Annotated in this window: 23 protein-coding genes; 11 read left to right on the plus strand and 12 right to left on the minus strand. The window is 63.8% G+C overall.

The window, feature by feature from the left end:
• Positions 1-51: 51 nt before the first annotated feature.
• Positions 52-1,230, minus strand: coding sequence for an acyltransferase (locus tag IVB07_RS14105; RefSeq protein WP_247364632.1), 1,179 nt, complete (start codon positions 1,228-1,230; stop codon positions 52-54).
• Positions 1,231-1,420: 190 nt separating this feature from the next.
• On the opposite strand from IVB07_RS14105, the gene IVB07_RS14110 reads away from it, so the two are divergent.
• On the plus strand, positions 1,421-1,594 hold the full coding sequence (locus tag IVB07_RS14110) for a DUF1328 domain-containing protein (RefSeq protein ID WP_007602280.1): 174 nt from the start codon (positions 1,421-1,423) through the stop codon (positions 1,592-1,594).
• 187 nt (positions 1,595-1,781) lie between these two features.
• Here the strand turns inward: IVB07_RS14110 and IVB07_RS14115 are convergent, their stop codons facing one another.
• The gene (locus IVB07_RS14115) at positions 1,782-2,141 is read right to left on the minus strand and encodes a DUF427 domain-containing protein (RefSeq protein ID WP_018455532.1); all 360 of its coding nucleotides are present in this window, start codon (positions 2,139-2,141) and stop codon (positions 1,782-1,784) included.
• A gap of 210 nt (positions 2,142-2,351) precedes the next feature.
• On the opposite strand from IVB07_RS14115, the gene IVB07_RS14120 reads away from it, so the two are divergent.
• Positions 2,352-2,588, plus strand: coding sequence for a BolA family transcriptional regulator (locus tag IVB07_RS14120; protein ID WP_007602284.1), 237 nt, complete (start codon positions 2,352-2,354; stop codon positions 2,586-2,588).
• A gap of 24 nt (positions 2,589-2,612) precedes the next feature.
• Complete coding sequence (locus tag IVB07_RS14125; RefSeq protein ID WP_026232969.1) at positions 2,613-3,806, plus strand: low temperature requirement protein A; 1,194 nt, start codon at positions 2,613-2,615, stop codon at positions 3,804-3,806.
• A 25-nt stretch (positions 3,807-3,831) separates the two neighbouring features.
• Here IVB07_RS14125 and egtD read toward each other — a convergent pair whose 3' ends face one another.
• Positions 3,832-4,803 (minus strand): L-histidine N(alpha)-methyltransferase, encoded by a 972-nt coding sequence (gene egtD, locus IVB07_RS14130; RefSeq protein ID WP_085384329.1) that lies wholly within the window; start codon positions 4,801-4,803, stop codon positions 3,832-3,834.
• Between the two features lie 52 nt (positions 4,804-4,855).
• Positions 4,856-6,148 (minus strand): ergothioneine biosynthesis protein EgtB, encoded by a 1,293-nt coding sequence (gene egtB, locus IVB07_RS14135; protein WP_162496424.1) that lies wholly within the window; start codon positions 6,146-6,148, stop codon positions 4,856-4,858.
• Between the two features lie 240 nt (positions 6,149-6,388).
• Here egtB and grxD point away from each other — a divergent pair, with 240 nt between their 5' ends.
• From grxD to IVB07_RS14155, 4 genes are read left to right on the plus strand one after another with little or no spacing between them, the layout of a single operon-like run.
• A complete protein-coding gene (gene grxD, locus IVB07_RS14140) occupies positions 6,389-6,715 on the plus strand; it encodes a Grx4 family monothiol glutaredoxin (RefSeq protein ID WP_007602294.1) in 327 nt (108 codons plus the stop codon).
• Between the two features lie 3 nt (positions 6,716-6,718).
• The gene (locus IVB07_RS14145) at positions 6,719-7,270 is read left to right on the plus strand and encodes an O-acetyl-ADP-ribose deacetylase (protein ID WP_018455537.1); all 552 of its coding nucleotides are present in this window, start codon (positions 6,719-6,721) and stop codon (positions 7,268-7,270) included.
• Between the two features lie 46 nt (positions 7,271-7,316).
• Positions 7,317-8,603, plus strand: coding sequence for a serine hydrolase domain-containing protein (locus tag IVB07_RS14150; RefSeq protein WP_247767725.1), 1,287 nt, complete (start codon positions 7,317-7,319; stop codon positions 8,601-8,603).
• A gap of 1 nt (position 8,604) precedes the next feature.
• A complete protein-coding gene (locus IVB07_RS14155) occupies positions 8,605-9,867 on the plus strand; it encodes a serine hydrolase domain-containing protein (RefSeq protein WP_018455539.1) in 1,263 nt (420 codons plus the stop codon).
• On the opposite strand, the gene IVB07_RS14160 is transcribed toward IVB07_RS14155, so the two are convergent.
• From IVB07_RS14160 to murI, 6 genes are all read right to left on the minus strand, one after another.
• Positions 9,868-10,935: a threonine aldolase family protein gene (locus tag IVB07_RS14160; protein ID WP_247297275.1), complete on the minus strand. Its 1,068-nt coding sequence runs from the start codon at positions 10,933-10,935 to the stop codon at positions 9,868-9,870.
• 90 nt (positions 10,936-11,025) lie between these two features.
• The gene (gene rpsD / locus IVB07_RS14165) at positions 11,026-11,643 is read right to left on the minus strand and encodes a 30S ribosomal protein S4 (protein WP_007602315.1); all 618 of its coding nucleotides are present in this window, start codon (positions 11,641-11,643) and stop codon (positions 11,026-11,028) included.
• A gap of 196 nt (positions 11,644-11,839) precedes the next feature.
• Positions 11,840-12,607: an acyltransferase gene (locus tag IVB07_RS14170; protein WP_247767726.1), complete on the minus strand. Its 768-nt coding sequence runs from the start codon at positions 12,605-12,607 to the stop codon at positions 11,840-11,842.
• Between the two features lie 105 nt (positions 12,608-12,712).
• Positions 12,713-13,096, minus strand: coding sequence for a cupin domain-containing protein (locus IVB07_RS14175; protein ID WP_027518835.1), 384 nt, complete (start codon positions 13,094-13,096; stop codon positions 12,713-12,715).
• Between the two features lie 62 nt (positions 13,097-13,158).
• Positions 13,159-13,932, minus strand: coding sequence for an aldolase/citrate lyase family protein (locus tag IVB07_RS14180; RefSeq protein ID WP_247297281.1), 774 nt, complete (start codon positions 13,930-13,932; stop codon positions 13,159-13,161).
• Between the two features lie 61 nt (positions 13,933-13,993).
• The gene (gene murI, locus IVB07_RS14185; RefSeq protein ID WP_247297282.1) at positions 13,994-14,791 is read right to left on the minus strand and encodes a glutamate racemase; all 798 of its coding nucleotides are present in this window, start codon (positions 14,789-14,791) and stop codon (positions 13,994-13,996) included.
• 173 nt (positions 14,792-14,964) lie between these two features.
• Between murI and IVB07_RS14190 the strand changes: the two genes are divergently transcribed.
• Together IVB07_RS14190 and IVB07_RS14195 are read left to right on the plus strand one after the other, a co-directional pair.
• Positions 14,965-15,516, plus strand: a complete 552-nt coding sequence (locus IVB07_RS14190) for a cytochrome b (RefSeq protein ID WP_247297283.1) — start codon at positions 14,965-14,967, stop codon at positions 15,514-15,516.
• 107 nt (positions 15,517-15,623) lie between these two features.
• Positions 15,624-16,265: a glutathione S-transferase family protein gene (locus tag IVB07_RS14195; protein WP_247297284.1), complete on the plus strand. Its 642-nt coding sequence runs from the start codon at positions 15,624-15,626 to the stop codon at positions 16,263-16,265.
• A gap of 16 nt (positions 16,266-16,281) precedes the next feature.
• On the opposite strand, the gene IVB07_RS14200 is transcribed toward IVB07_RS14195, so the two are convergent.
• Both IVB07_RS14200 and IVB07_RS14205 read right to left on the minus strand, forming a co-directional pair.
• Positions 16,282-17,088, minus strand: coding sequence for a cyclic nucleotide-binding domain-containing protein (locus tag IVB07_RS14200; RefSeq protein ID WP_018455547.1), 807 nt, complete (start codon positions 17,086-17,088; stop codon positions 16,282-16,284).
• A 278-nt stretch (positions 17,089-17,366) separates the two neighbouring features.
• A complete protein-coding gene (locus IVB07_RS14205) occupies positions 17,367-18,458 on the minus strand; it encodes a preprotein translocase subunit SecD (RefSeq protein ID WP_247297286.1) in 1,092 nt (363 codons plus the stop codon).
• Between the two features lie 258 nt (positions 18,459-18,716).
• On the opposite strand from IVB07_RS14205, the gene IVB07_RS14210 reads away from it, so the two are divergent.
• Positions 18,717-20,624 (plus strand): acyl-CoA synthetase, encoded by a 1,908-nt coding sequence (locus IVB07_RS14210; RefSeq protein WP_247361890.1) that lies wholly within the window; start codon positions 18,717-18,719, stop codon positions 20,622-20,624.
• A 167-nt stretch (positions 20,625-20,791) separates the two neighbouring features.
• Complete coding sequence (locus IVB07_RS14215; protein WP_247361893.1) at positions 20,792-22,645, plus strand: caspase family protein; 1,854 nt, start codon at positions 20,792-20,794, stop codon at positions 22,643-22,645.
• Positions 22,646-22,668 lie beyond the last annotated feature (23 nt).

Raw genomic sequence — 22,668 nt, forward strand, 5'->3', positions numbered from 1 at the left:
GTGAGGTTTCCCGGATATCGCTACGCTCATCCGGGCTACGGGTATCGCGCCTCACAACACGTGCGACGCTCCCGGAATCTTCCGTAAGGCCGCCGTCAGACCCCAGCTCAGGATCACCGTAAGCACGAAGCCGATCGTGGCTTTCACGATCGCCGGCAGGCTGTAGTCGAACAACGCGTACTGGATCCACAACGCGATCGGGTAGTGCACCAGGAAGATGCCGTAGGCATCCGCCTGCATGCGGTCGAGCAGGTTCGGGCCCGGCGACTTCTGGTGCAGGAAGAACGCGAGAATCGCGAGCAGGATCGAGCCTGAGAACAGCACGAAGAACGTACCGTAGATCGCCTGATACCAGTGCGGTTGTGGGTCGGGATTGCCGAGGATCTCGCGCTTGATGTAGATCATGCCCCACATCAGGCAGTAGGGGATCAGCGTGGCGATCACCCACAGCCAGCGCTGTTTCGGCAACTGCCCGCCGGCGCTGAGGATGCCGCGATCGAAGTTGGCCGCTCCAACGCTGACGCCGATAAAGAAATAGGCGAAGTAGAGCAGGATGCGGCTCGCCTGCACCGAGAACGGCCCGAGCTCGAACCATTTGCTGCCGCCGAAATAGAGCAGCGCCGGCACGTAGGCGATTGCCGTGACGACGACGAGCAGCAGCCAGAATACGGCCGGCTGGTCGAATCCGCGCAGCGACACCCGGTTGCCCGGGTCGACCAGACGCGCGGAGACCCGGTAGAGCAGGCTCGCGGTCAGGTCGAATGCCAGCAGCACCCACACGAACCAGATCGGGCCGCTCGGCCACGGGCCAACCGTGATCGTCTTCCACCAGAACGCCGTGAAGCTCAGCCCGGGATCGTGCCGCAGCGCGATCGCGTAATAGGCGAGCGGGATGACGGTGAACGCCGCGATCGCGAACGGCAGCCCGAGCCGCAACAGGCGGTCGCGGAGAAAAACTGACGGCGCCTTGCGCGCGATGCCCGGCCAGGTGAACAGTCCCGACAGGAAGAAGAACATTGCCATGAAGAAGCTGTCGGTGGCCAGCACGACCACGTCGAAACCGGCCCAGGACGCCGGATCGGTGTGCCCGAAATAGGTGTAGGGAATCACGGCGTGGTGCAGCAGCACCACCAGCGTCAGGAAGGTGCGGGCGCGATCGAGCGACAGATTGCGCGCCTTGGCCCTCGGCGCCGCGTGCGCCTCTGCCCCGATCGTCGCTGAATGTGACATCGTCATCGTGGCCGCCCCGGTCGCGCTTCGGTCCCGCCCGGACTTTGCCGCCGGGAACCGGATTCAGCAAGGGTCGTTTGGGACGCCCGCGGGTCCCTGAGACCGCCAGGAACCAGTTCCCTGCGACGAAGTTAGCGTTCGCCAAAAGGGCCTGAGGACCGCGGCAGGCGGTACAATTTCGGAGCTGGCGATGACGATCCTGAAATGGGCACTGATCTTCTTACTTGTCTCGATCGTAGCCGGCGTGCTCGGCTTCACCGGCATCTCGGCCGCCTCCGCCGACATCGCCCGCTTCCTGTTCTACGTGTTCGTCGCGATCTTCCTGGTGCTGCTGATCCTGGGGCTGACGATATTCAGGGCGTAGCGGGGCGCTGCCCACGCACACAGTCGTCATGCCCGGGCTTGCCGTCTTCGCTGAAGCTTCGCCGGCCCAACACCTATAGCCCGGCGAAGCCTCGGCGGAGCCGGGTCCCGGGCATCGACGTTGTTCTGTATCCGCGATTGCCCAAAAACGTGGATGGCCGGGACGAGCCCGGCCATGACGGAAGCAGCTACCCCAATTCCTCGATCTTCACCTTGTCCGGATAGAAGGCGAGATGGCCCGAAATCTCGGTCATCGCGGGAAAGGGGGCCTCATAGGTCCAGATCGCGTTGTCCAGTGTCTTGCCGTCCGCCTTGACGCTGTAATAGCTCGCATCCCCCTTGTAGGGGCAGTGGGTGACGCGGTCGGTGCGCTCTAGCAGCGCCATGTTGGCGTCCTGCCGCGGCACATATTGCACCGCCGGATATTTCGCCTCTTTCAGCGTCAGCGCTTTGGTGGTCTCGGCGATCACGATATCGCCGGCTGTGACGCGGACGCGCCGGGGATTTGGGGTGATGGTGATGGGGTGGTCGGGCCCTGGAAGCTTCATGATTTCACGCCTTTTTCGATCACTCTGCCGCGCGCGGCACTTTGTCGTGGCTTTATCCAGATCGGATCACCGATATAGTGCCGGAAGGCGTGACGTAGAAGGCCGTTCACGCTAAGTTTGGCCGCGCCGGAAGGTTGGCTTTGTAGAACCGGACCCCGGCAGCGATTCGACGACAAGACTGATTGCAGCCGAGACAGGAGCACGACCCGAATGCCAATGGACGCCCACGATATCGAGGCGATGATCAAGGCGGCGATCCCCGATGCCGAGGTGACCATCCGTGACCTCGCCGGGGACGGCGATCACTATGCCGCGACCGTGATCTCGGAGACCTTCCGCGGCAAGTCCCGCGTCCAGCAGCACCAGATCGTCTATCAGTCCCTCCGCGGCCAAATGGGCGGCGTGCTGCATGCGCTGGCGCTGCAAACCGGGGTGCCGGGCGCTTGATCTGATCGTGACGGGGGGATGACGATGGCTGCGGACAATCCGCGCGGCGCGATGTTTCGCGTCATCCTGCCAAACCAGCACAGCCGCGTCACCAATGCCGAGCTGTTCTTCGACCTGGTCTTCGTTTTCGCGATCACGCAGGTCTCGCACACACTGCTGCACCATTTCACGCCGCTCGGTGCCGTGCACGTCGCGGTGCTGTTTCTCGCGGTATGGTGGGTGTGGGTCTACACCGCCTGGGTCACCAACTGGCTCGATCCCGAGCTGACGCCGGTCCGGATCCTGCTCTTCCTGATGATGCTGGGCGGCCTCGTGCTGTCGACGACGATCCCGACCGCCTTCGAGGGGCGGGGCCTGTGGTTTGCGATCGCTTACGCAACGATGCAGGTCGGGCGCACCGCCTTCTGGATGTTTGCAACGCCGCGGCATCGAACTGCGGTCCGGCACAATGCGATCCGCATCCTGACGTGGCTCTCGGTCTCCGCGATCTTCTGGATCCTCGGCGGCCTCGCCCATGACGAGGCGCGGCTATGGTTCTGGATTGTGGCGCTGACGATCGAATATGTCTCGCCGGCGGTGCGCTTCTGGATCCCCAAGCTGGGCTTCTCGTCGGTCGAGGCCTGGGCCGTCGAAGGCGGCCACATGGCCGAGCGCTGCTCGCTGTTCGTCATCATCGCGCTTGGCGAGGCCGTTGTCGTCAACGGTGCGACGTTTGCCGAGCTTGACTGGACCGCTGACAACATTTCGGCCTTCGTCTCCGCGCTGGTCGGCAGCATCGCGATGTGGTGGGTCTATTTCCACAAGGGCGCCGAGGCCGGAGCCGAGCGCATCTCGAGATCCGCCGAATCCGGCCGCTTGGCGCGGCTCGCCTACACCTACCTGCATATGCCGATCGTCGCCGGCATCATCCTGACCGCGGTCTCCGACGAACTCGTGCTGAAGCATCCGGTGGGGCATTCAGATGTCAGGATCATCGTGAGCACGATCGGCGGGCCGCTGCTGTTCCTGGTCGGCACCATCCTGTTCAAGCACGCGATCCGCGGCTTCCTCCAGCTCTCGCACGGGATTGGCATCATCGCGCTCGCGGCACTGTGGTGGTTTGCCGCCGAACTGTCGCCGCTATGGCTGTCGGTCGCCGCGACGGTGATCATGATCGTTGTTGCGGTATGGGAGTCGGTTTCGCTGGGATCGACGCCGGAAGAAGCCGAGGAGCATTGAGCCGCCGCCATTGGCGCCGGAGCGCTTACTCCGCCACCTCCAGCGCGTGCACTGAGAACATCTTCGCCGCATCCGTCCAGCTCTCGCGCACCCGCCAACCCGCGCCTTGCGCCAGCGTCGCGAAGCGCTCGATGCTGTATTTGTAGCTGTTCTCGGTGTGGATGCTCTCGCCGGCGCGGAACGAAAAGCTGGTGCCGAGCAGGCGCACGGTCTGGCTCTTCTTGCTGATCAGGTGCATCTCGATGCGGTGCCGCTCGCGATTGTAGATCGCGCGATGGGTGAAGGCGGAAAGGTCGAAATTGCCGCCGAGCTCGCGGTTGATCCGCACCAGCACATTGAGATTGAAGCGAGCGGTGACGCCGGCGGCATCGTTATAGGCGTCGTGGAGCAGGCGCTCCTCCTTCTCGAGATCGGCGCCGATGATCATCTGCGCGCCGCGGCCCAGAATGGCGCGTGCGCTCTTCAGGAAGGCCTGCGCTTCATGCGGTTCGAAATTGCCGATGGTCGAGCCTGGGAAGAACCCGACCTTGGGCATGGTCGCCACCGCCTTGGGCAGCTCGAACGGCGTGGTGAAGTCGGCCGCCACCGGGTAGATGCCGAGTGACGGAAAATCCCGCTTCAGTCCGTTTGCCTGCGCCGTCAGGAAGTCGCCGGAGATGTCGACGGGCACATAGGCCGCGAACTTGCAGTGGTTGAGCAGCAGGCGGACCTTTGTGGTCGCGCCTGCGCCGAATTCGACGAGGGCCGCGTGCTCCGGAATGATTTTCGCGATCTCGCTGCCGCGCTCCTTCAGGATCGCTAGCTCCGTGCGCGTCGGGTAATATTCCGGCAGCCGCGTGATGGCCTCGAACAATTCAGATCCGGCCGCATCGTAGAAATATTTCGGCGACAGCTTTTTAGGCTGCTGCGACAGGTCCTCGATGGCCTCGCGGGCAAAGGCGGTGGTCTGTTCGTCGGGAAGATGGGCTTCGGCCAAGGCGCTAGCGTGCACATTCATGATACTCTCCTGAACGCGCTGTCCGGCGCGCATTTGTCGTCGGATGAGAATTTTACTCGTAGTCGGCGAGCCGCAGTCCCGTGAATTGCCAGCGGTGGTGCGGATAGAAGAAGTTGCGATAGGTGATACGGCTGTGCCCCTCCGGAGTTGCAAGCGAAGAGCCGCGCAGCACCAGCTGGTTGACCATGAACTTGCCGTTGTATTCGCCGAGCGCGCCTTCGATCGCGCGATAGCCGGGATAGGGCGAGTAGGACGATCGCGTCCACTGCCAGACGATGCCGAAGGCATCGTTGAGCTGGCCCGAGCGGGCCGCGACCTCCCATTCCATCTCGGTCGGCAGATGTTTTCCGGCCCAGCGCGCAAAGGCGTCAGCCTCGTAATAGCTGACGTGGCAGACGGGCGCGTCGGGATCGACCGGCTTGAGGCCGGCCAGCGTCATCACATGCCATTGGCCGTCGATCTCGCGCCAATGACCGGGGCAGTCCCAGCCCTCGTTGTTCACGGCCGCAAAACCGTCCATCAGCCACAGCGTTGCGGTCCGGTAGCCCCCGTCACGCATGAAGGCGAGCCATTCGCGATTGGTGACGAGATTGCGTGCGAGCTTGACCGGGCCGACGAGGGCGCGGTGCGCCGGCTTCTCGTTGTCGAAATGAAAACTATCATCGACGTGACCGACGGTGTGGATGCCTTCGTTCAGCGTCAGCCAATCCTCGCTGGCCGGCGTCGCGGCCGGGAAGCGCCAGTCCGGATCATAGGCCGGCGGGATCGGGTTCTGCGCGAAGGCGTGCAGGATGTCGGTGAACATCAATTCCTGATGTTGCTGCTCGTGATTGAGGCCGACCTCGACCAGCGGCGCGATCTCGCGAAGCTTGTCCTCGCCGGCGTCGCGGAAGAATTTCACGACGGCAGCGTCGACATGTTTTCGATAAGCGCCGACCTGATCGGCGCTCGGACGGGTGATGTCGCCGCGGTGATTGCGGGAATGGCGCGGACCGGCGCTGACGTAATAGGAATTGAACAGGAAGGCGAAGTCAGGGTGAAAGGGCCGGTAGCCCGCACAGTGCTCGCCGAGCACGAACTGCTCCCAGAACCACGTGGTGTGCGCCCTGTGCCATTTCGTCGGGCTCGCATCCGGCATGGACTGGATCTGCTGGTCCTCCGGCGACAGTGGCGCGGCCCGGCGCTCCGTCTCGTCGCGAACGGCGAGAAACGCGTCTTCCAGCCTCTGGGCAAGGCCGCCCAAATCGACCGACAGTGACGGAGCGGGGGCCGGAGCGGAGGCTTGTTTCGTCACGTTTTTCTCCAGACAGGACAAGAGAACGTTGTTGGTGTGGACGGGTTCCAAAACGCCGGGTTCGTCCTAGATAGGGGCTCCGTGACGGTATGAAAGTCCTCCCTGACGATGATATTCGTGGCATCATGCAATGGGCCGGTGCAGCCGAGAGCGGTCCACAAGAGGCAGCTCGCCGCCATTTTACTTTGGATGCACAACGGTTTGGGCTACATATATACCCAGGTATCGGGTTAGATCGGCGGAGCCAGCCCGAAGCAATTGGAGTGGGCTCCGCCCCATAAGGACACGGATATGAGCATCGAGGAATTCATCGCCAACGAAGTGAAGTCGAACGACGTGGTTCTGTTCATGAAGGGCACACCGCAATTTCCGCAGTGCGGGTTCTCCGGCCAGGTCGTCCAGATCCTCGACCACATCGGCGTCGGCTATAAGGGCCTCAACGTTCTCGAATCCGCCGAACTGCGCAACGGCATCAAGGACTATTCGAACTGGCCGACCATTCCGCAGCTCTATGTGAAGGGCGAGTTCGTCGGCGGCTGCGACATTGTCCGCGAGATGTTCCAAGCCGGTGAATTGCAGCAGCTCTTCTCCGAAAAGGGCGTCGCTGTCGCGGCCTGATACGTGACCCAGCTGACGCGCCGGATCGGCGGCGCGGAGCTCAAGGTCATCGTTGCTGACATCACCACGCTGAGCGTTGACGCCATCGTCAACGCGGCCAACACGTCGCTCCTGGGTGGGGGCGGCGTGGATGGCGCGATCCATCGGGCGGCCGGGCCCGAGCTTCTAGCCGCGTGCCGGAAGCTCGGAGGATGCCCGACCGGCGATGCCAAGATCACGAAGGGCTACCTTCTCCCTGCGCGTCATGTCATCCATGCAGTCGGTCCGGTCTGGCACGGCGGCACTCGCGGTGAGGCAGAGGCGCTGGGCTCCTGTTATCGCCGTGCGCTTGAGCTCTGCGGGGCCAATCAGCTGACCTCCGTGGCGTTCTCCGCGATTTCGACCGGGGTTTACGGCTTTCCAGCCGACCAGGCCGCGAAGATTGCGGTCCATGCGACCATTGAGGCCCTGCCGGCCGCGCCGTTGGTCGTCGACGTCATATTTTGCTGTTTCTCGGAAAAGAGCGCGGCTCTGCACGCGGACGCTTTGGCGCGGTACGGCGGCCCTTGTGCCTGATGACGTGGTCGGTACACTCCGCCGGGCCATGTTCCGGGGAGGGGATATGATTTCACAGTCTGGACTGCGCGCGCTTGTCTGCGCCGCGCTTGTATCGTTAGGTACGATGTCGTTCGCGCGGGCGAAGGGCACCTACGAGATTCCGGCCGGCGCGCATTTCAATCCGGACAAGCTCGCGAGGATCACCGAGTTCTTCAAGAATGAGGTCGCGACCGGCAAGATCGCAGGGGCAAACGTCCTCATCAAGCAACATGGCAAGCCCGTCTACCACGAAGTCTTCGGCGTGCAGGACGCCGTCAGCAAGGCGCCGATCACCGACAAGACGATCTTCCGCCTGTTCTCGATGAGCAAGGCGATCACTTCCGTCGTTGCAGTGAAGTTGATCGAGGAAGGTACGATCAAGCTCGACGATCCCGTCTCGAAATACATTCCCTCCTTCGCCAATGTGAAAGTCGGCGTCGAGAAGAAGGCCGAGGACGGCACCAAGTCGCTCGAGCTCGTGCCGCCCAACCGGCCGATGACGGTGCACGATTTGATGACGCACACCTCCGGCGTCACCTACGGCTTCTATGGCGACAGCCTGGTCCGCAAGGCCTATCGCGACGCCAACATCTATGCCGGCGATTTCGACCTCGCGGAGTTCGCCGAGCGCATCGCAAAACTGCCGCTGCACAACCAGCCGGGCGCGCTGTGGCAATACGGCCATTCCACCGACATCCTGGCGCGGGTCATGGAAGTCGCGGCCGGCAAGCCGCTCATCGAGATCGAACGGGAGAAGCTGCTCGACCCGCTCGGCATGGTCGACACCGGCTTCTTCGTCACCGATCCCGAGAAGCAGAAGCTGCTGGCGCAGCCGGTGCCGAACGACGGCGATTTCCGGGTCGGGCGGATCAACGATCCGACAGTCGTCAAGAAGATCCAGTTCGCCAGCGGCGGTATGGTCACGACCATGGCCGATTATGAGCGCTTTACGCAGATGCTGCTACAGGGCGGCAATCTCGACGGCAAGACGATTCTCAAGCCCGAGACGTTCAAGCTGATGGTGACTGACCAGATCGGCCTCAAGTCGGGCGTCGATCGCGATTATTTTTATTTCCCCGGTGACGGTTTTGGTTTCGGTCTCGGACTTGCGGTGCGCACCGACCCCGGCAACGCAAAACCGCCGCCGCCCGGCGATCTCGGCGAATTGAAATGGGATGGCGCCTCCGGCTGCTATTTCGTGGTCGACCCCAAGCAGGACATGTTCTTCGTGCTGCTGGAGCAGACCCCGACCGAGCGCCAGCGCGTGCAGCGAACATTGAAGCAGCTGGTTTATGAAGCGATGGAGAATTGACATGTTCGGGCGCCGCGCATTGATCGCGGCGCTCGTCCTTCTCGCCGGCGGCATCGTTGCGAAGGCAGGTTCCGAGAGACCTGCGGTCCACACGCTCGCGCCCGCGGGGCTGGCGAAGGTTTCCGACTACATCCGCAACGAGGTGGCCACCGGCAAGATCCCCGGAGCCATCCTGCTGCTTCAGCAGCACGGCAAGCCGGTCTATTATCAGAATTTCGGCGTCCGCGACGTCGCGACCGAGTTATCGATGAGCGCGGACACGATCTTCCGCCTCTATTCGATGTCAAAGCCGGTGACCTCAGTCATGGCGATGATGCTGGTTGAGGAGGGCAAGCTGTCGCTCGACGATCCCGTCTCGAAATACATTCCGGCCTTCGCCGGCATGAAGGTCGGCATCGAGAAGAAGGCCGAGGACGGCAAAGTCGCCCTGGTGCTGGAGCCGCTGGAGCGACCCATCACGATCAAGGATCTGCTGCGCCACACCTCGGGGCTGCCTTACGGCTATTACGGCGGCGGCATGGTGCGCGAGCTCTATGCGAACGCCAATCTCTTCAACAGCGATCTGACCAACGCCGAATTCGCCGCCAAGATCGCCACGCTGCCGCTTGTCGAGCAGCCCGGCACGGTGTGGGATTACGGCTATTCCACCGACGTGCTCGGCCGCGTCGTCGAAATCATTGCGGGAAAGACGCTGCTGCAGTTCGAGAAGGAGCGGCTGCTCGATCCGCTCGGCATGACCGAGACGGCTTTCTTCGTCGCCGATCCCGCCAAATTCCCGCGCATCGCCGAGCCGATGCCGGAGGACCGCAACATCAATCCGACGACGCAGGTCCGCGACATCAGGCGGCCTGCGACCTGGGAATCGGGCGGCGGCGGCATGGTCGGTACGATCGGCGACTACGCCCGCTTCGCCCAGATGCTGCTGAATGGCGGCACCTATGACGGCCGACGCTATCTCAAACCGGAGACCATTGCGCTGATGGCCTCGGATCATATCGGTCCGGAGACGAAGATCGCGCGCGACCAGAACTATTATCCGGGCGGGTCTTCCGGCTTCGGCCTCGGCCTCGCCGTGCGCATCTCGGTGCCTCCTGGAACAACGTGGCCGCTTGGCGAATATCGCTGGGACGGCGTCGGCGGCACGTTCTTCTTCATCGATCCCGAGGACGATCTGTTCGGGATCTTCATGGTGCAGACCCCGACGCAGCGCGGCCGGATTCAACTGGCGCTGAAGACGCTGATCTACCAGGCGATGGGGCGGTGATTACGCTCCGCGCACGATCTCGCGGATATATCCGATCGTCTCCTCGACCTGGCTCGCATTGACGTCGAGATGCGTGCAGGCGCGGATGCGGCCGTCCATCATCGCAAGCGTCACGCCGCGCTGGCGCAGCGCCGCGACCATCTTGTCGCCGGGAACGCCGGTACCATCGGGCTTGAAGAACACCAGGTTGGTTTCGGGCTCCTGCACCTCGATGCCTGCGATCTGCGACAGTCCGCGGGCGAGCGCGCGCGCGTTGGCGTGATCGTCGGCGAGCCGATCGACATGATGGTCGAGCGCGTAGATGCAAGCCGCCGCGCAGATTCCGGCCTGTCGCATCGAGCCGCCGAGGCGCTGCTTCCACTGCCAGACCGCATCGATGAAGGCGCGCGAGCCCGCGAGCACGCCTCCGATCGGCGCGCCCAAGCCCTTCGAAAAGTCGATCCAGGCCGAATCCCACCCCGCGGTCATGTCGCGCGGAGAGATGCCGCTCGCAACTGTGGCATTGAGCAGGCGCGCGCCGTCCATGTGGGTGACGAGGCCATGTTGTTTCGCGATCGCGACGATCTCGTCGAGCGCGGCCTTCTTCCAGACCGTACCGCCGCCGATATTGGCGGTCTGCTCGACGCTGACCACCGTCTGCGGCGGCTGGTAGCGGGTACGCGGATGCAGCGCTCTGCGAAAGGTCTCCGGCGTGAACTGGCCGTCGGGTCCCTTCAGCTGCGTGACCTGAAAGCCGCCGATCGCGGCATGCGCGCCGCCTTCGCGCGCGATGATGTGGGCGCTCTCATGGGCGAGGATCTCGTCGCCGGGGCGGCAATGCACCAGCGTCGCGGTGACGTTGCACATCGTGCCTGACGGCATGTACACCGCGGCTTCCTTGCCGAGCAGCTCGGCCACGCGCTCGCACAGGGCGTTCACGGTCGGATCGTCGCCGACCTGCTCGTCGCCGACCTCCGCCCGCGCCATCGCCTCGCGCATCGCAGGTGTCGGCTTTGTCTGCGTGTCCGAGAGCAGATTGATGCGCACCGGCGGCGCCTTGGGATCGATCGGGGGAGGGGTATAGAGCATGCGACGCCTCCTGAAGGTAAACGGCCACTGAAGTGTGGCTCTTTAAGCAAAAAAGGCCCCGGCGAACCGGGGCCTTTCGATATTCAGATCTTAGCGCGAATAGAATTCGACGACCAGATGCGGCTCCATCTGCACCGGGAACGGCACGTCGGAGAGGTGCGGGATGCGAATGTATTTCGCGGTCATCTTGCCATGGTCGACTTCGAGATAGTCGGGGGTGTCACGCTCGGAGAGCTGGCTGGCTTCGAGGACGTGGGCAAGCTGCTTGGATGATTCCTTGACCTCGATCACATCGCCGAGCTTGACCAGATAGCTCGAGATGTTGACCTTGCGGCCGTTCACCTTGACGTGGCCGTGGTTGATGAACTGGCGCGCGGCGAAGATCGTCGAGACGAACTTGGCGCGGTACACAACCGCGTCGAGACGGCGCTCGAGCAAGCCGATCAGGTTCTCGCCGGTGTCACCCTTGAGGCGGCTGGCCTCGACATAGATGCTGTGGAACTGACGCTCGGAGATGTTGGCGTAATAGCCCTTCAGCTTCTGCTTGGCGCGGAGCTGCACGCCGAAGTCGGAGAGCTTGCCCTTGCGGCGTTGGCCGTGCTGGCCGGGGCCGTATTCGCGGCGGTTCACGGGGCTCTTCGGGCGGCCCCAGATGTTCTGGCCCATACGGCGATCGAGCTTGTACTTCGCCTCACTGCGCTTAGTCATCGCGTCCTCTTCAGGTACTTGGTTTGAGGAAACGCGCCCTCCTGTGTGACGGGCTAGCCCGGCACTGACAGGTCCGATCCCAAAGCTTAAGGGACAGGACCACGGGTCGCGAAACGCTTCGCGGGCCGAAATCGGCCCGCGAGCAAGCGGCTTTTAGGGGGATTTGGGGCTCGCTGTCAATGCGAATGGCCCGGAATCACGTTCCGACTGCCCGGATCGACTTCGACCCGGCCGCACGCAATTCGGCAGCGATTTCAGTGTTCAGGACCTGTTCCAGCCGGGTCAGGACGCGGGCGATCGGGGCGGCGTCGGTGACCCGATGATCCCAGCGGATCACGACATGGATGGTCTGGTCAGGCCCGACCACCCCATAGCTGACGATGAAGGGGCCGGGCGTGATCGGGTGAAGCTCGCCACCGCCATAGGCGGCCACCGAGCTCACTGCGAAGCTGCCGAACCAGTTGCCGCGCTGCCGGCCGAAATTCAGCCCGATCGCCCAAGACAGCCGCCGCAACGGCAGCGGCAGGCGGGTCGCCCGCATGATCTTGCAAAACATGGGAATTTCGTCGATCGGGGCGGTCTTTGCGTGCCGGATCTCGGCGTCGACCGCAGTCAGCGTCATGGCCTCGGGAGCCGCGATTCGCTGCGGGATCACGCATTCCTCGCCGCCCTCGACCCGGGCAATGGCCACCGACGCTACGCTCTTCGGCAGCTCGTAAAGCGACGGCCAGGGCCATTTGGCATAGACGGTACGCAGGACCGGCTCGTCCCTGGCGACGAGGGCAAAAGCCTTGACGAACATGGCCGCCCAGCCGGCTGGCGCCATCGCGCCCGCGCGGGCCTCCAGCAGGGGGCCAATATCGAGCGAACGGGACAGGGACACGAAGGGCACGCCCATCGAGGCGTGCATGAGGTCGATAATCAGGCGACGCGGCAGCGAAATGGTCTTGGGCGTCCCGCGCATCGCTCTTTGGTTTCCCCTGATTAAAGTTTGTGCAGCGAGCGGGGTTCCCGCTCGCCGCCTGCTCTAGCACGAACCAACCCGCATGGGGCCGGTCGGTTCGCCGCATCAGGGCGCCGGCGAGGCCAGCGGCTTAGTCTTGTCGACGACGTAAACTCCAAGCACTTTCATAGCCTTATCGCCGTGGGCTTTGGCGTCATGCACGACGCCCGCCGGGATCTGGTAGGAATCGCCGGCTTTCAGCGTCTTTTCCGGCTGCCCGTCGATGAGGAGATTGAGTTCACCTTCGAGCACGTAGCCGGTCTCGATGCCCGGATGGGTATGGCGTCCGGCCGCGCCGCCCGCCGGGACCTCCGCGATGGCCGTGATGGTGTTGTAGCCATCCGGAAACTCGACCTTCTGGAGCGGGGTGCGCTTGATGCCGGGCTGCTGGGCGAAGGCCGCAACAGCGAGGCCGGTGAAGGCGAGAGCGAGCAAAGTCTTTTTGAGCATGGTTTTTCCTCCCTGGAACGGCTGAGCCTAGCAGCGCCGCGGTTCCCGGCAAGACTCAATGGCTAGCGCTTGATCCCCTCGAACGCTGCTATGATGCCGCGCTGGAATAGCGACCAGTCGAAGCCGAGCGCGATCGCGCGGTAGCCGCGGTCGACCAGGGCGTTGGCCTGGTCCGCGGTACGGGCCACACCGCCGATCGGCACACCGCTTCTGAGGATGCCGGCCTCGGCCCGCGCCACCAGCTCCAGCAATTCCGGATCGTCCATCTGGCCGCGCTTGTTGATGGAGGTGGCGAGATCGCCGGGGCCGATCACAGCTACATCGATGCCGGGCGTGGCCATGATCTCGTCGATGCGGTTGACGGCGTCGACGTGCTCGATCGTGATCATGCAGATCATCTCGTCGTCGGCGCTGGCCATGTAGTCCGGCATCGACTGGCCCCAGCGGAATGGCGCATGGAACGGACCCCAGAGCCGATCGCCGCGTGGAGGATAGCGCACGCTGCGCACTGCTTTCTCGGCCTCCGCGCTATTGGTGATCATCGGGAAATTGATGCCGAAGGCGCCGATGTCCATCGGTGCCTTCGCAAGCCATGGCTCGTTCGCCGCGATGCGCACCAGCGGCGTGCATGGGGTGCCGGTGGTGGCCGCGATCATCGCATGTGCTTCGGTCAGTCCAATCGGCCCGTGCTCGAGATCGACGATGATCCAGTCGAGAGAGCGCGCCATGATCTGCACGGTCTGCACGCTCGGGATCGTCGCGATCGCGCCGAAGGCAGGACGACCCTCGCGCCAGAGCTGGCGAAGACGGTTGAGCGGCGTGGTCGGGACGGACATGGGAAGAACCTGTAGGAAACGACGACGGCGGACCCTAGCAGCGGGGCGTCGAGGCGCAAGATCAGGCTGGAATGCGGCCGCCGAAGAACGGCGTCAGCATGGCCGAAAGGCCATGCACGCGGTTCGAGGTGAAGATCATTTCGGCGCCGGATTGCGCGATGCCACCGGTGTGCGGGCCGAGCAGATCCGAGACGCGGCGGGCGATCGCGGGCGCCGGATCAATCCAGTCGACCGGCCAGGGGGCGAGCTTTTTCAGCCGGTCGAGCAGCAGCGGGTAATGCGTGCAGGCGAGCACCACGGTGTCGGTGCGTGCGCCTGCGTCCCCGGCATCGCCCACGAAACACGGGGCGAGCTCGGCGAGGATGGCGTCGTCGCTGACGGGAGAGCCGCTGAGCTCGGATTCAGCCAGCGCGGCCAACTCGGGCGAGCCGACCAGTGTCACCTCGCAACCCTGCGCGAAATCGCGGATCAGCGCCTTGGTGTATTCGCGCTTCACCGTGCCCCTGGTGCCGAGCACCGACACGCGCCGGCTCCTCGACTGCGCGCAGGCCGGCTTGATCGCCGGCACCGTGCCGACGAAGGGCAGGGAATAAGCGGCGCGCAGATGCGATAGGACCAGCGTGGACGCCGTGTTGCAGGCGATCACGACGAGGTCAGGATCGTGCATGCCGATCAATTCCCCCATCAGCGGCACCACGCGGGCGATGATCTCGTCCTCGCTGTGGTGGCCATACGGGAAGAAGGCGTCGTCCGCGACGTAGACGTAATGCGCGTCGGACCGCGCAGCCACGACCTCACGCAGGACCGTGAGGCCGCCAAGGCCGGAATCGAACACCAGAATCGTCGGGGAATTGGTCACGTGAACACTCTAGCCCGCCATGGTTACCATTCGGTTTTTGGGGCGGTTTTGCGGCAGGGGCACTTAGGGCTATTTTGGAACGATTCAATTTCGCGACGGCCACATGTTCCCGGTATCAGCTGCCGTACTGCGGTGCGGACAGGGACAGGCCCGCAAAACTCCGGAGCACCGACATGATCAGAAATACCAGTTACGGCTGGGGCAGCATTTCCCGATGGCTGCACTGGAGTCTGGCGCTGACCATCATCGGCATGATCGGCTTCGGGTGGTGGATGAACCATATCCCGGCGCGTCCCGACCGCTTCTTCTACCGCTCGATCCACGCCGATATCGGATATGTGATCCTGCTGCTCACGGTGCTTCGCCTGGTCTGGCGTCTCGTCGACCCGGCGCCCGCCATGCCGGCCGGGACCTCGCGCTGGCAGAAGGTCGCGGCCCATGTCAGCCACGGCGCGCTCTACCTCGCCGTCATCGTCGTCACCCTGCTCGGCTGGGCGCATTCCGGTGCGCACGCCCCTGATTATTCGGACTTCTTCGGCCTGTTTCACGTGCCGCAATTCACGGCTCCCGACCGCGCGGCGGCTGGCGTCTATGAAGACCGCCACATCCTCTTTGCCTATGTGCTGCTCGCCTTGATCGCGATTCACGTGATCGCCGCCCTGTGGCACCATTTCATCCGCCGCGACCGCATCGTGGCGCGGATGGTGACGGACGAGGCGGGGTAGGGCGGACATGGGAGGAAGCATCGCGCCCGCGATTGCTTCGCGGCGCTCGCAATGACGGAGTAAGGTGTGGGGTCACGAACTATCCAATTGCGATCGCAGGAGGCCTCATGCTCACCGTCCATCATCTCGGCAAGTCGCAGTCCGAGCGTATCGTCTGGCTGTGCGAGGAGCTGGGGATTCCCTACGAGTTGAAGCGCTATGCGCGCGATCCCGTCACCATGCTGGCTCCGGCCGAGTACAAGGCGCTGCATCCGGCTGGCACGGCGCCGGTGATCACCGACGGCGAGTTGGTGCTCGCGGAATCCGGCGCCGTCGTCGACTACATCGTTGCAAAATATGGCAACGGCCGACTCGTGCTCGGTCCCACTGATCCCGCCTTCGCGCAGTTTCTGTATTGGGTTCATTTCGCCAATGGCAGCCTGCAACCCGGTATGGGACGGATGATGATCCTGAACCGGCTCGATCTCGCCAAGGACAATCCGACCCTGCTCGCGATGAAGGGGCGTCTCGATCAGGCCTACGATCTTCTCGACGCAAGGCTTCGCGAGGCCGAATATCTTGCGGGCAGCGCCTTCACGACCGCCGACATCATGACAGTTTTCTCGCTGACCACGATGCGCTACTTCCAGCCCTATGACCTCCAGCGCTCTCCGAACGTGGTCAAATATCTCGGCCGCATCAGTGCGCGGGCGGGCTATCGGCGTGCGATGGAGAAGGGCGACCCGGGCATGGCGCTGCTCTTGGACTGAGCGGCGAGGCGATCGCTCACGCGATCCTGTTCGTGGTGGCGGCCCTCTCTGTTGCCAGCTGCTTCTGCAGGCGCTCGATGTTTTGCAGCAGCCGCTGGCTGGTCAGCACCAGGAAGTAATAGCCGAACTGCGGGTCCTGGAAGTAGATCTCGAGCAGCCGGTCGTAGGTGATCGTCAGCACCTGGCCGTCCTCGATGCATTCGACCGTTCCGGTGCGCCGGTTGTCCGGCGTGAGGAAGCCGAGTTCGCCCATGAGCGTTCCGGGCAGGATCTCGATGTTGATCTCCTTGACCAGGAACTTGCCGGTGACGGTGAGGAACATCTCGTTAGCCGGATCGCGCAGCTTGAACAGCGTATCGCCGCGACGATATTTGCGTTCGGTCATGAACGGCTTGAGCCATTCGATCGACATGTCGCCTTCGGCTGCATGGCGCGCCTTCTTGACGAGCTTGAGCATCTGCCGCAGGCGCAAGGCGTTGATCGGTAGCAGCAGGAGATAGAGCAGGAAGGTCGACACGTTGGCGGAGAGCGCGCCGAAGACGGCGAAGAACGCGCAGCCGACCATGTTGGCGACGCGCAGCGGCACCATCGTTCGCATCAGGAGGGTGGCGACGAAGAAGCCGGCGCCGACCGCGGCGAACATATTGGCCAACGTGATGTTCTGGACGAAGATCTCCAGCATCCGATTGAAGATCGAGTCATAGGTGACGTTGTTTGGATCGAGGCCCATCTGGACCAGGATCTTCGCGATCCTGAGGTTATCCGTCGCCGCCTCGAGAATGCGGTCGAGGATCGACGAAATGTCTGTGCTGCCGGACGGCATGGTACTATCCCCGCGTAAGGCCTTCAGTCCCGGTCGGTATTCTCGACACCTATAGCCGAAATCGAACGACGACCGCTTGAATGAAGTTTTGGGCCGCCGTGCCGCAAGAGGCAAATTTTAGCCTGATCGGGCGTTTCGGCAATTGCCTGTTTGGCGGTGCATATGGCCGTGGCGCGCCCGCGATTCGGGGGCCAGTGGGTACGAGCCTCGGCGTGGTCGACCTCGGCGGCCGACCGGGCGAGGGGGACCAGGCGTGGGCGTGGGGCGATCCCCCCGCCTTAGGGCTTGGCGGGCGGCACGACCTCCTGCTCGACCAAGCCGAGGTGCCCCGGCAGTGAACCAGCGCGCAGCAGCATGGCGACGCTGTTTGCTTCCTCCAGGGTGAAATTGCCGGAGATCTGGCCCGAGCCGCCGGTGATGGGCTCGCGGATGATGGGGGCGGAGATCACCTTGCCGTCGAGCACGATGGCGAAGGGCTTTGCGATATTCTCTTCGGTGATGTGGGCAAAGCGCCGCGTGCCGCGGCCGTTGAAGCGGAACGAGGCGATCGGCTCTTTCGTGGCGCTCGCAAACCCCGGGCCCGCATAGCTGATGTCGTCGCCGTCGAGCACGCTGTCCTTGGCGACCAGATAAAGGCTCTTGTCCTTGAAGCCGGGCAGGACTTCCGTGCCTGCCGGTGGCGTGCCGGATTGCGCCTGCTCCGGCGGCACCGAGAGGTCGATCAGGCGGAAGCCGACCTTGACCCTGCGGGCGAAGACCGCGGTGACGCGCTCGGGCTCCATCACACCGGGCAGGAAGATGCGGATGCGGTCGGTCCCATCGGGCTGGACGCTGGCCAGCTGGACGCCGGCCTCCTTCAGACGCTGCTCGATCATGGCGATGGCATCTTCGACGAGTTCGTGCAACCGCGCGGCGGATGCCGCATTGGTCGGCACGAGCCTGACCAGTCCGTCGCCGTCGGTCACGGCGAGTGCATGCGACGGCAATCCTTCCGCGGCCGACGCGAGCTTGCGCGCGAGTTGCTCGCGGCCCTTGACGTCGGCAATCTTCAACTCAACGCCGCCGTCGCGGATCGCAAGACCGGAGAAGGCGATCTTGCCCTCGCGCAGGTTCTTGTAGACGTCGTCGCGCAAATCCGTGACTACGCTCTCGCGCAGGCCATCGGTGTCCACCTTGTAGACGATGCGTGACCCGCCGAGCTTCTCCATCTTGTCGCCGATGAAGGCCGAGATCTTGGCGCGCATCTTGTCGAGCTGGCCGTCCTCGGCGAGTGCCGCGCGGGGGAGGGCGATCACCGATGTCATGATCCCCGCTGTCACGGCGAGCGCGATGAACAGCCGGGTAGCGCAATCCCGCGGGGGCGTAGTCATGATCACCTCAGTCTTGCGCCAGGGCGCTGGCGAGGACGCCGGCATGTGAGTCCTATGCCAGTTCTTGGTCCCCGGATCGGGCGCGCAGGTTCAAAAGCCTCTCACCACAGCCCGATTACGGCGGCCGTTAGGTCATGGACGAACGCCAAATCATCCATCATTCTGCCCGTGCTCGGCCGGCCATCGGTCGAGGCCCCGCCAACCCAAAAGTCAAAAGACAGGGCGCGGGGAAATGCATCTGAGGGAGGACGGAATTCCATGGCGGGCATCCATGCGCTCGATCGGCTCATCGGCAGCGACTATCCCGACCTGGCGACGGACGCAGAGGTTCGAGCCTTCGAGCAGGTCCCTTACGCCGATCGCGTCGCGGCCGAGAGCACTTACGACGCCGTCAGGCTGGGTGCGGTCCGCAACCCCGACGGGCCGGCGATCCAGTTCCTGCAAAATGCCGATCCCGCCGACACGCCGGTCGTGGTCACGTACCGCGACTTCATCGCGCGCGTCACGCAAGCGGCCAACATGTTTCACGCACTCGGCGTGGAGAAGGGCGACGTCGTCAGCTTCATGCTGCCGCTGGTGCCGGACGCCTTTGTAACGCTGTTCGGCGCGGAGGCCGCCGGCATCGCCAATCCCGTCAATCCGCTCCTGGAGCCGCACCAGATCGCTGAGATCCTCGAGGCCGCGAATACGAAGATCCTGGTGGCGCTCGGGCCGATGCCGGGCACCGACATCTGGCAGAAAGTCGAGCAGATCAGGCCGCAACTCAAGCAGCTCAAGGCGATCGTGCAGGTGTTCGGTGCTGGCGATCCGGCGAGAGGAATCTTTGCCTTCAACGACCTCATCAAGCCGCAGCCTTCGGACCGCCTTATCAGCGGACGCAAGATTCTCGGCAGCAACATCGCCGCCTATTTCCACACCGGCGGCACCACCGGCACGCCAAAGCTGGTGCGGCACACGCATGCCAACCAAGTCTATCAGGCCTGGGCGCTCAATCTGCTGCTGAAGTCGAAGCCGGGCGCCAACATGCTGTTCGGCATGCCGCTGTTTCACGTCGGGGGCTCCTTGACGCAGGTGCTGACGACGCTGTCGGCTGGCGGTTCGCTGGTCGTGCTGTCGCCGAGCGGATGGCGCAACCCGAATGCGGTGAAGAACATCTGGCAACTGGTCGAGCGCTTCAAGCCGGAGGCGCTGTCGAGCGTGCCGACGGTACTCGCCGCGACGCTCGCGGTACCGCCTGGCAATGCAGACATCTCCAGCCTGAAATATGCAGCCGGTGGCGGCTCCGCGATCCCGGTCGCGGTGGGGTCTGCGATCCAGGACAAGCTCAAGCTGCCGGTCGTCGAGGTCTACGGCATGACCGAGACCTCGAGCGTGCACACGCTGGCCTATCGGTCGCGGCCGATCCGGCTCGGTTCGGTCGGCCTTCCCATGCCTTACGCGCGGGTCCGCATCGTCCAGCTCGATGCCGAGGGCAAGCTGATCCGCGACTGCGCGCCGGACGAGATTGGCGTCGTCATCATGGCTGGCCCAGGCGTGTTCGGCGGCTATCTCAACGACGAGCACAACAAGGGTGCCTTCGTCGACGAGGTCTGGGTCAATTCCGGCGATCTTGGCCGGCTCGATGCCGACGGCTATCTCTGGATCACCGGCCGCGCCAAGGATCTCGTGATCCGCGGGGGCCACAACATCGATCCGGCGCCGATCGAGGAGATCATGTTCCGGCATGCCGCCGTCGGCTTTGCCGCCGTGGTCGGCCAACCCGACGCCTATGCCGGCGAGCTGCCGGTCGGTTACGTGCAGCTGAAGCCGGGCGCGACCGTCGAGCCGGGCGAGTTGGAGACATGGGTGCGCGAGCGTACGCCGGAGCGCGCAGCTGTCCCGGTGCAGGTCATCCCGATCGATCCGATGCCGGTGACGGGCGTCGGCAAGGTGTTCAAGCCGCAGCTGCGCTGGGACGCAGCCCAGCGCGTGTTCACGAAGGTGCTGACACCGCTCACTGAGCGCGGCATCGACTGCAAGGTCAGGGTCGGTGCTCACGGCAGCCACGGTTCGATCGCGACTGTGACGCTGGCGGGCCTGCCGGCGGATCAGCGCGAGGCGGTTGCGAGCGAGGTGCACGCACTGCTTGCACCGTTCGTGATGCGCCATGAGGTGGTGCAAATGTAGCGGACCCAACAGACGGCTTCGACCGTCGGCCCGAAAGCGGGGCGACGCTTCGCCGCATTATCCATAACGCCGGTAGAGCCTCTTATGTGACAAATATCACATAGGAAGAGTTGGTAATTGAGCGATGGTCCGAATAGTCTCGTGGAATTGCATCCGGGGGGACGCAAGTGATTCCGTTTCGGATATTTGTTTTGTTGATTTTGGCCATTGGCCTCGCCTGCGGACCAGCCCATGCGGACCGGCGGGTGGCGCTTGTCATCGGCAATTCCGCCTACAAGAGCGCGCCCAAGCTCGGCAATCCCGTCAACGATGCCACTCTGGTCGGCGGCATGTTCAAGAAGGCGGGCTTTGATTCCGTCGATGTCAGGCTGGATCTCAGCGCCAGCGAGATGCGGCGCATGTTGCGCGAGTTCGCCGGCAGGACCCGCGATGCCGATATGGCGGTGATCTATTACGCCGGCCACGGCATCGAGCTGGAAGGCACCAACTATCTCATTCCGATCGACGCGACGCTGGAGACGGATGGCGACGTGCTCGACGAGACCATCCCGGTGGAGCGCGCGCTGTTCGCGGTAGAGCCGGCCAAACAGCTGCGCCTGATCATCCTGGATGCCTGCCGCGACAATCCGTTTTCCAAGACCATGAAGCGAACGCTGGCTTCGCGCGCGATCGGACGCGGACTCGCCAAGGTCGAGCCGACCAGCCCCAACACCATGATCGCCTTCGCGGCAAAGGCCGGTTCGACTGCGTCCGACGGCGATTCGAGGAACAGCCCGTTCGCCACCGCGCTGGTCGAGCACTTGCCCAAGCCGGGCCTAGATTTGCGCAAGGCGTTCGGATTCGTGCGCGACGACGTGCTGAGGAGCACCGGGAACAAGCAGGAGCCCTTCGTGTATGGCTCGCTGGGCGGCGATGACGTGCCGTTGGTTTCTGCCAAGCCGGCTGCAACCGGTCCGCAGGCAAATCCGCAGGATTCGATTCGCAGGGATTACGAGCTCGCGCTGCAGCTTGCCACGCGCGACGGTTGGGAAGCCTTCCTGGCGCAATATCCCGAAGGCTTCTATGCCAATCTGGCCAAGGGCCAGATGAACAAGATCGCTGCTGAAGAGACGCGCGCGTCGGCCGAGCAAAAAGCGAACGCGGCCGAGCAGCAGAAGGCAAGGCTCATTGCCGAACGCGCCCAGAAGGCCGAGCAGGACAAGGCGGCCGCGGCTGCCAAGGCCGCCGAAGAGGCCCGGGTCGCGGCGGAGAAGCAGAAGCAGATCGAGCAGGCAAGGGCGGACGCGGCCGAGCACCAGCGCAAACTGGCTGAGGCTGCCGCGGCAAAAGCACAAGCCGAGAAGCAGGCAGCGGAGAAGGCCAGGGCCGAGCTTGCCGCCAAGCAGGCCGCCGAGAAGGCGGAGCAGGCGGTAAAACCGGCGGCCGATCGGCAGATGCCTGAGGTCGAGCAGAAAGTTGCAGCCCTTGCGCCGGCGCCGGCATCCACATTGTCGGTGGCTGATCTGACGAAATCACTCCAGAGCGAACTGCGCCGCGTCGGCTGCCTGTCCGTCACTGCGGACGGCGACTGGAATTCAGCTTCGCAGCGCTCGCTGGCGCTGTTCAACAAATACGCCGGTACTCAGTTCGATGCCAAGCTCGCCAGCGCCGACGCGCTCGATGCCCTGAAAGCCAAGCCGGGACGCGTCTGCCCGCTCATTTGCAATTTCGGCTCCAAGGCCGACGGCGATCAATGCGTGAAGATTACCTGCCGCGCCGGCTATCGCGTCGGTGATGACAACGAGTGCGAAAAGACTCAGGAGAAGAAGCCGGTCGCCACGCGTGAGGATTCGCGGAGGCGGGATACGGACCGGAAGGCAAGCGAATCTTCGCCGTCCAGGCCTGAGGCGAGTGGACAGATTATTTGCAGCTCGACGGGATGTCGCCCGGTGCAAAAGGGATGTCGGCTTGTCAGCGGGACGATCCCCGGCAGGGTTAGTTCGAATACAGCCACAGGCGGCAACTTCGAGGTCTGCAATTAGGGTGTCACAGGCAATCGCCCGTA

Source organism: Bradyrhizobium sp. 172, from assembly GCF_023101065.1.
Taxonomy (GTDB): Bacteria; Pseudomonadota; Alphaproteobacteria; order Rhizobiales; family Xanthobacteraceae; genus Bradyrhizobium; species Bradyrhizobium canariense_D.

Coding starts and splice junctions, on each gene's coding strand:
- IVB07_RS14105 (WP_247364632.1), bottom strand. CDS start 1,230: ATGTCACATTCAGCGACGATCGGGGCAGAGGCGCACGCGGCGCCGAGG.
- IVB07_RS14110 (WP_007602280.1), top strand. CDS start 1,421: ATGACGATCCTGAAATGGGCACTGATCTTCTTACTTGTCTCGATCGTA.
- IVB07_RS14115 (WP_018455532.1), bottom strand. CDS start 2,141: ATGAAGCTTCCAGGGCCCGACCACCCCATCACCATCACCCCAAATCCC.
- IVB07_RS14120 (WP_007602284.1), top strand. CDS start 2,352: ATGCCAATGGACGCCCACGATATCGAGGCGATGATCAAGGCGGCGATC.
- IVB07_RS14125 (WP_026232969.1), top strand. CDS start 2,613: ATGGCTGCGGACAATCCGCGCGGCGCGATGTTTCGCGTCATCCTGCCA.
- egtD (WP_085384329.1), bottom strand. CDS start 4,803: ATGAATGTGCACGCTAGCGCCTTGGCCGAAGCCCATCTTCCCGACGAA.
- grxD (WP_007602294.1), top strand. CDS start 6,389: ATGAGCATCGAGGAATTCATCGCCAACGAAGTGAAGTCGAACGACGTG.
- IVB07_RS14150 (WP_247767725.1), top strand. CDS start 7,317: ATGATTTCACAGTCTGGACTGCGCGCGCTTGTCTGCGCCGCGCTTGTA.
- IVB07_RS14155 (WP_018455539.1), top strand. CDS start 8,605: ATGTTCGGGCGCCGCGCATTGATCGCGGCGCTCGTCCTTCTCGCCGGC.
- IVB07_RS14160 (WP_247297275.1), bottom strand. CDS start 10,935: ATGCTCTATACCCCTCCCCCGATCGATCCCAAGGCGCCGCCGGTGCGC.
- rpsD (WP_007602315.1), bottom strand. CDS start 11,643: ATGACTAAGCGCAGTGAGGCGAAGTACAAGCTCGATCGCCGTATGGGC.
- IVB07_RS14170 (WP_247767726.1), bottom strand. CDS start 12,607: ATGCGCGGGACGCCCAAGACCATTTCGCTGCCGCGTCGCCTGATTATC.
- IVB07_RS14175 (WP_027518835.1), bottom strand. CDS start 13,096: ATGCTCAAAAAGACTTTGCTCGCTCTCGCCTTCACCGGCCTCGCTGTT.
- IVB07_RS14180 (WP_247297281.1), bottom strand. CDS start 13,932: ATGTCCGTCCCGACCACGCCGCTCAACCGTCTTCGCCAGCTCTGGCGC.
- IVB07_RS14190 (WP_247297283.1), top strand. CDS start 14,965: ATGATCAGAAATACCAGTTACGGCTGGGGCAGCATTTCCCGATGGCTG.
- IVB07_RS14195 (WP_247297284.1), top strand. CDS start 15,624: ATGCTCACCGTCCATCATCTCGGCAAGTCGCAGTCCGAGCGTATCGTC.
- IVB07_RS14200 (WP_018455547.1), bottom strand. CDS start 17,088: ATGCCGTCCGGCAGCACAGACATTTCGTCGATCCTCGACCGCATTCTC.
- IVB07_RS14205 (WP_247297286.1), bottom strand. CDS start 18,458: ATGACTACGCCCCCGCGGGATTGCGCTACCCGGCTGTTCATCGCGCTC.
- IVB07_RS14210 (WP_247361890.1), top strand. CDS start 18,717: ATGGCGGGCATCCATGCGCTCGATCGGCTCATCGGCAGCGACTATCCC.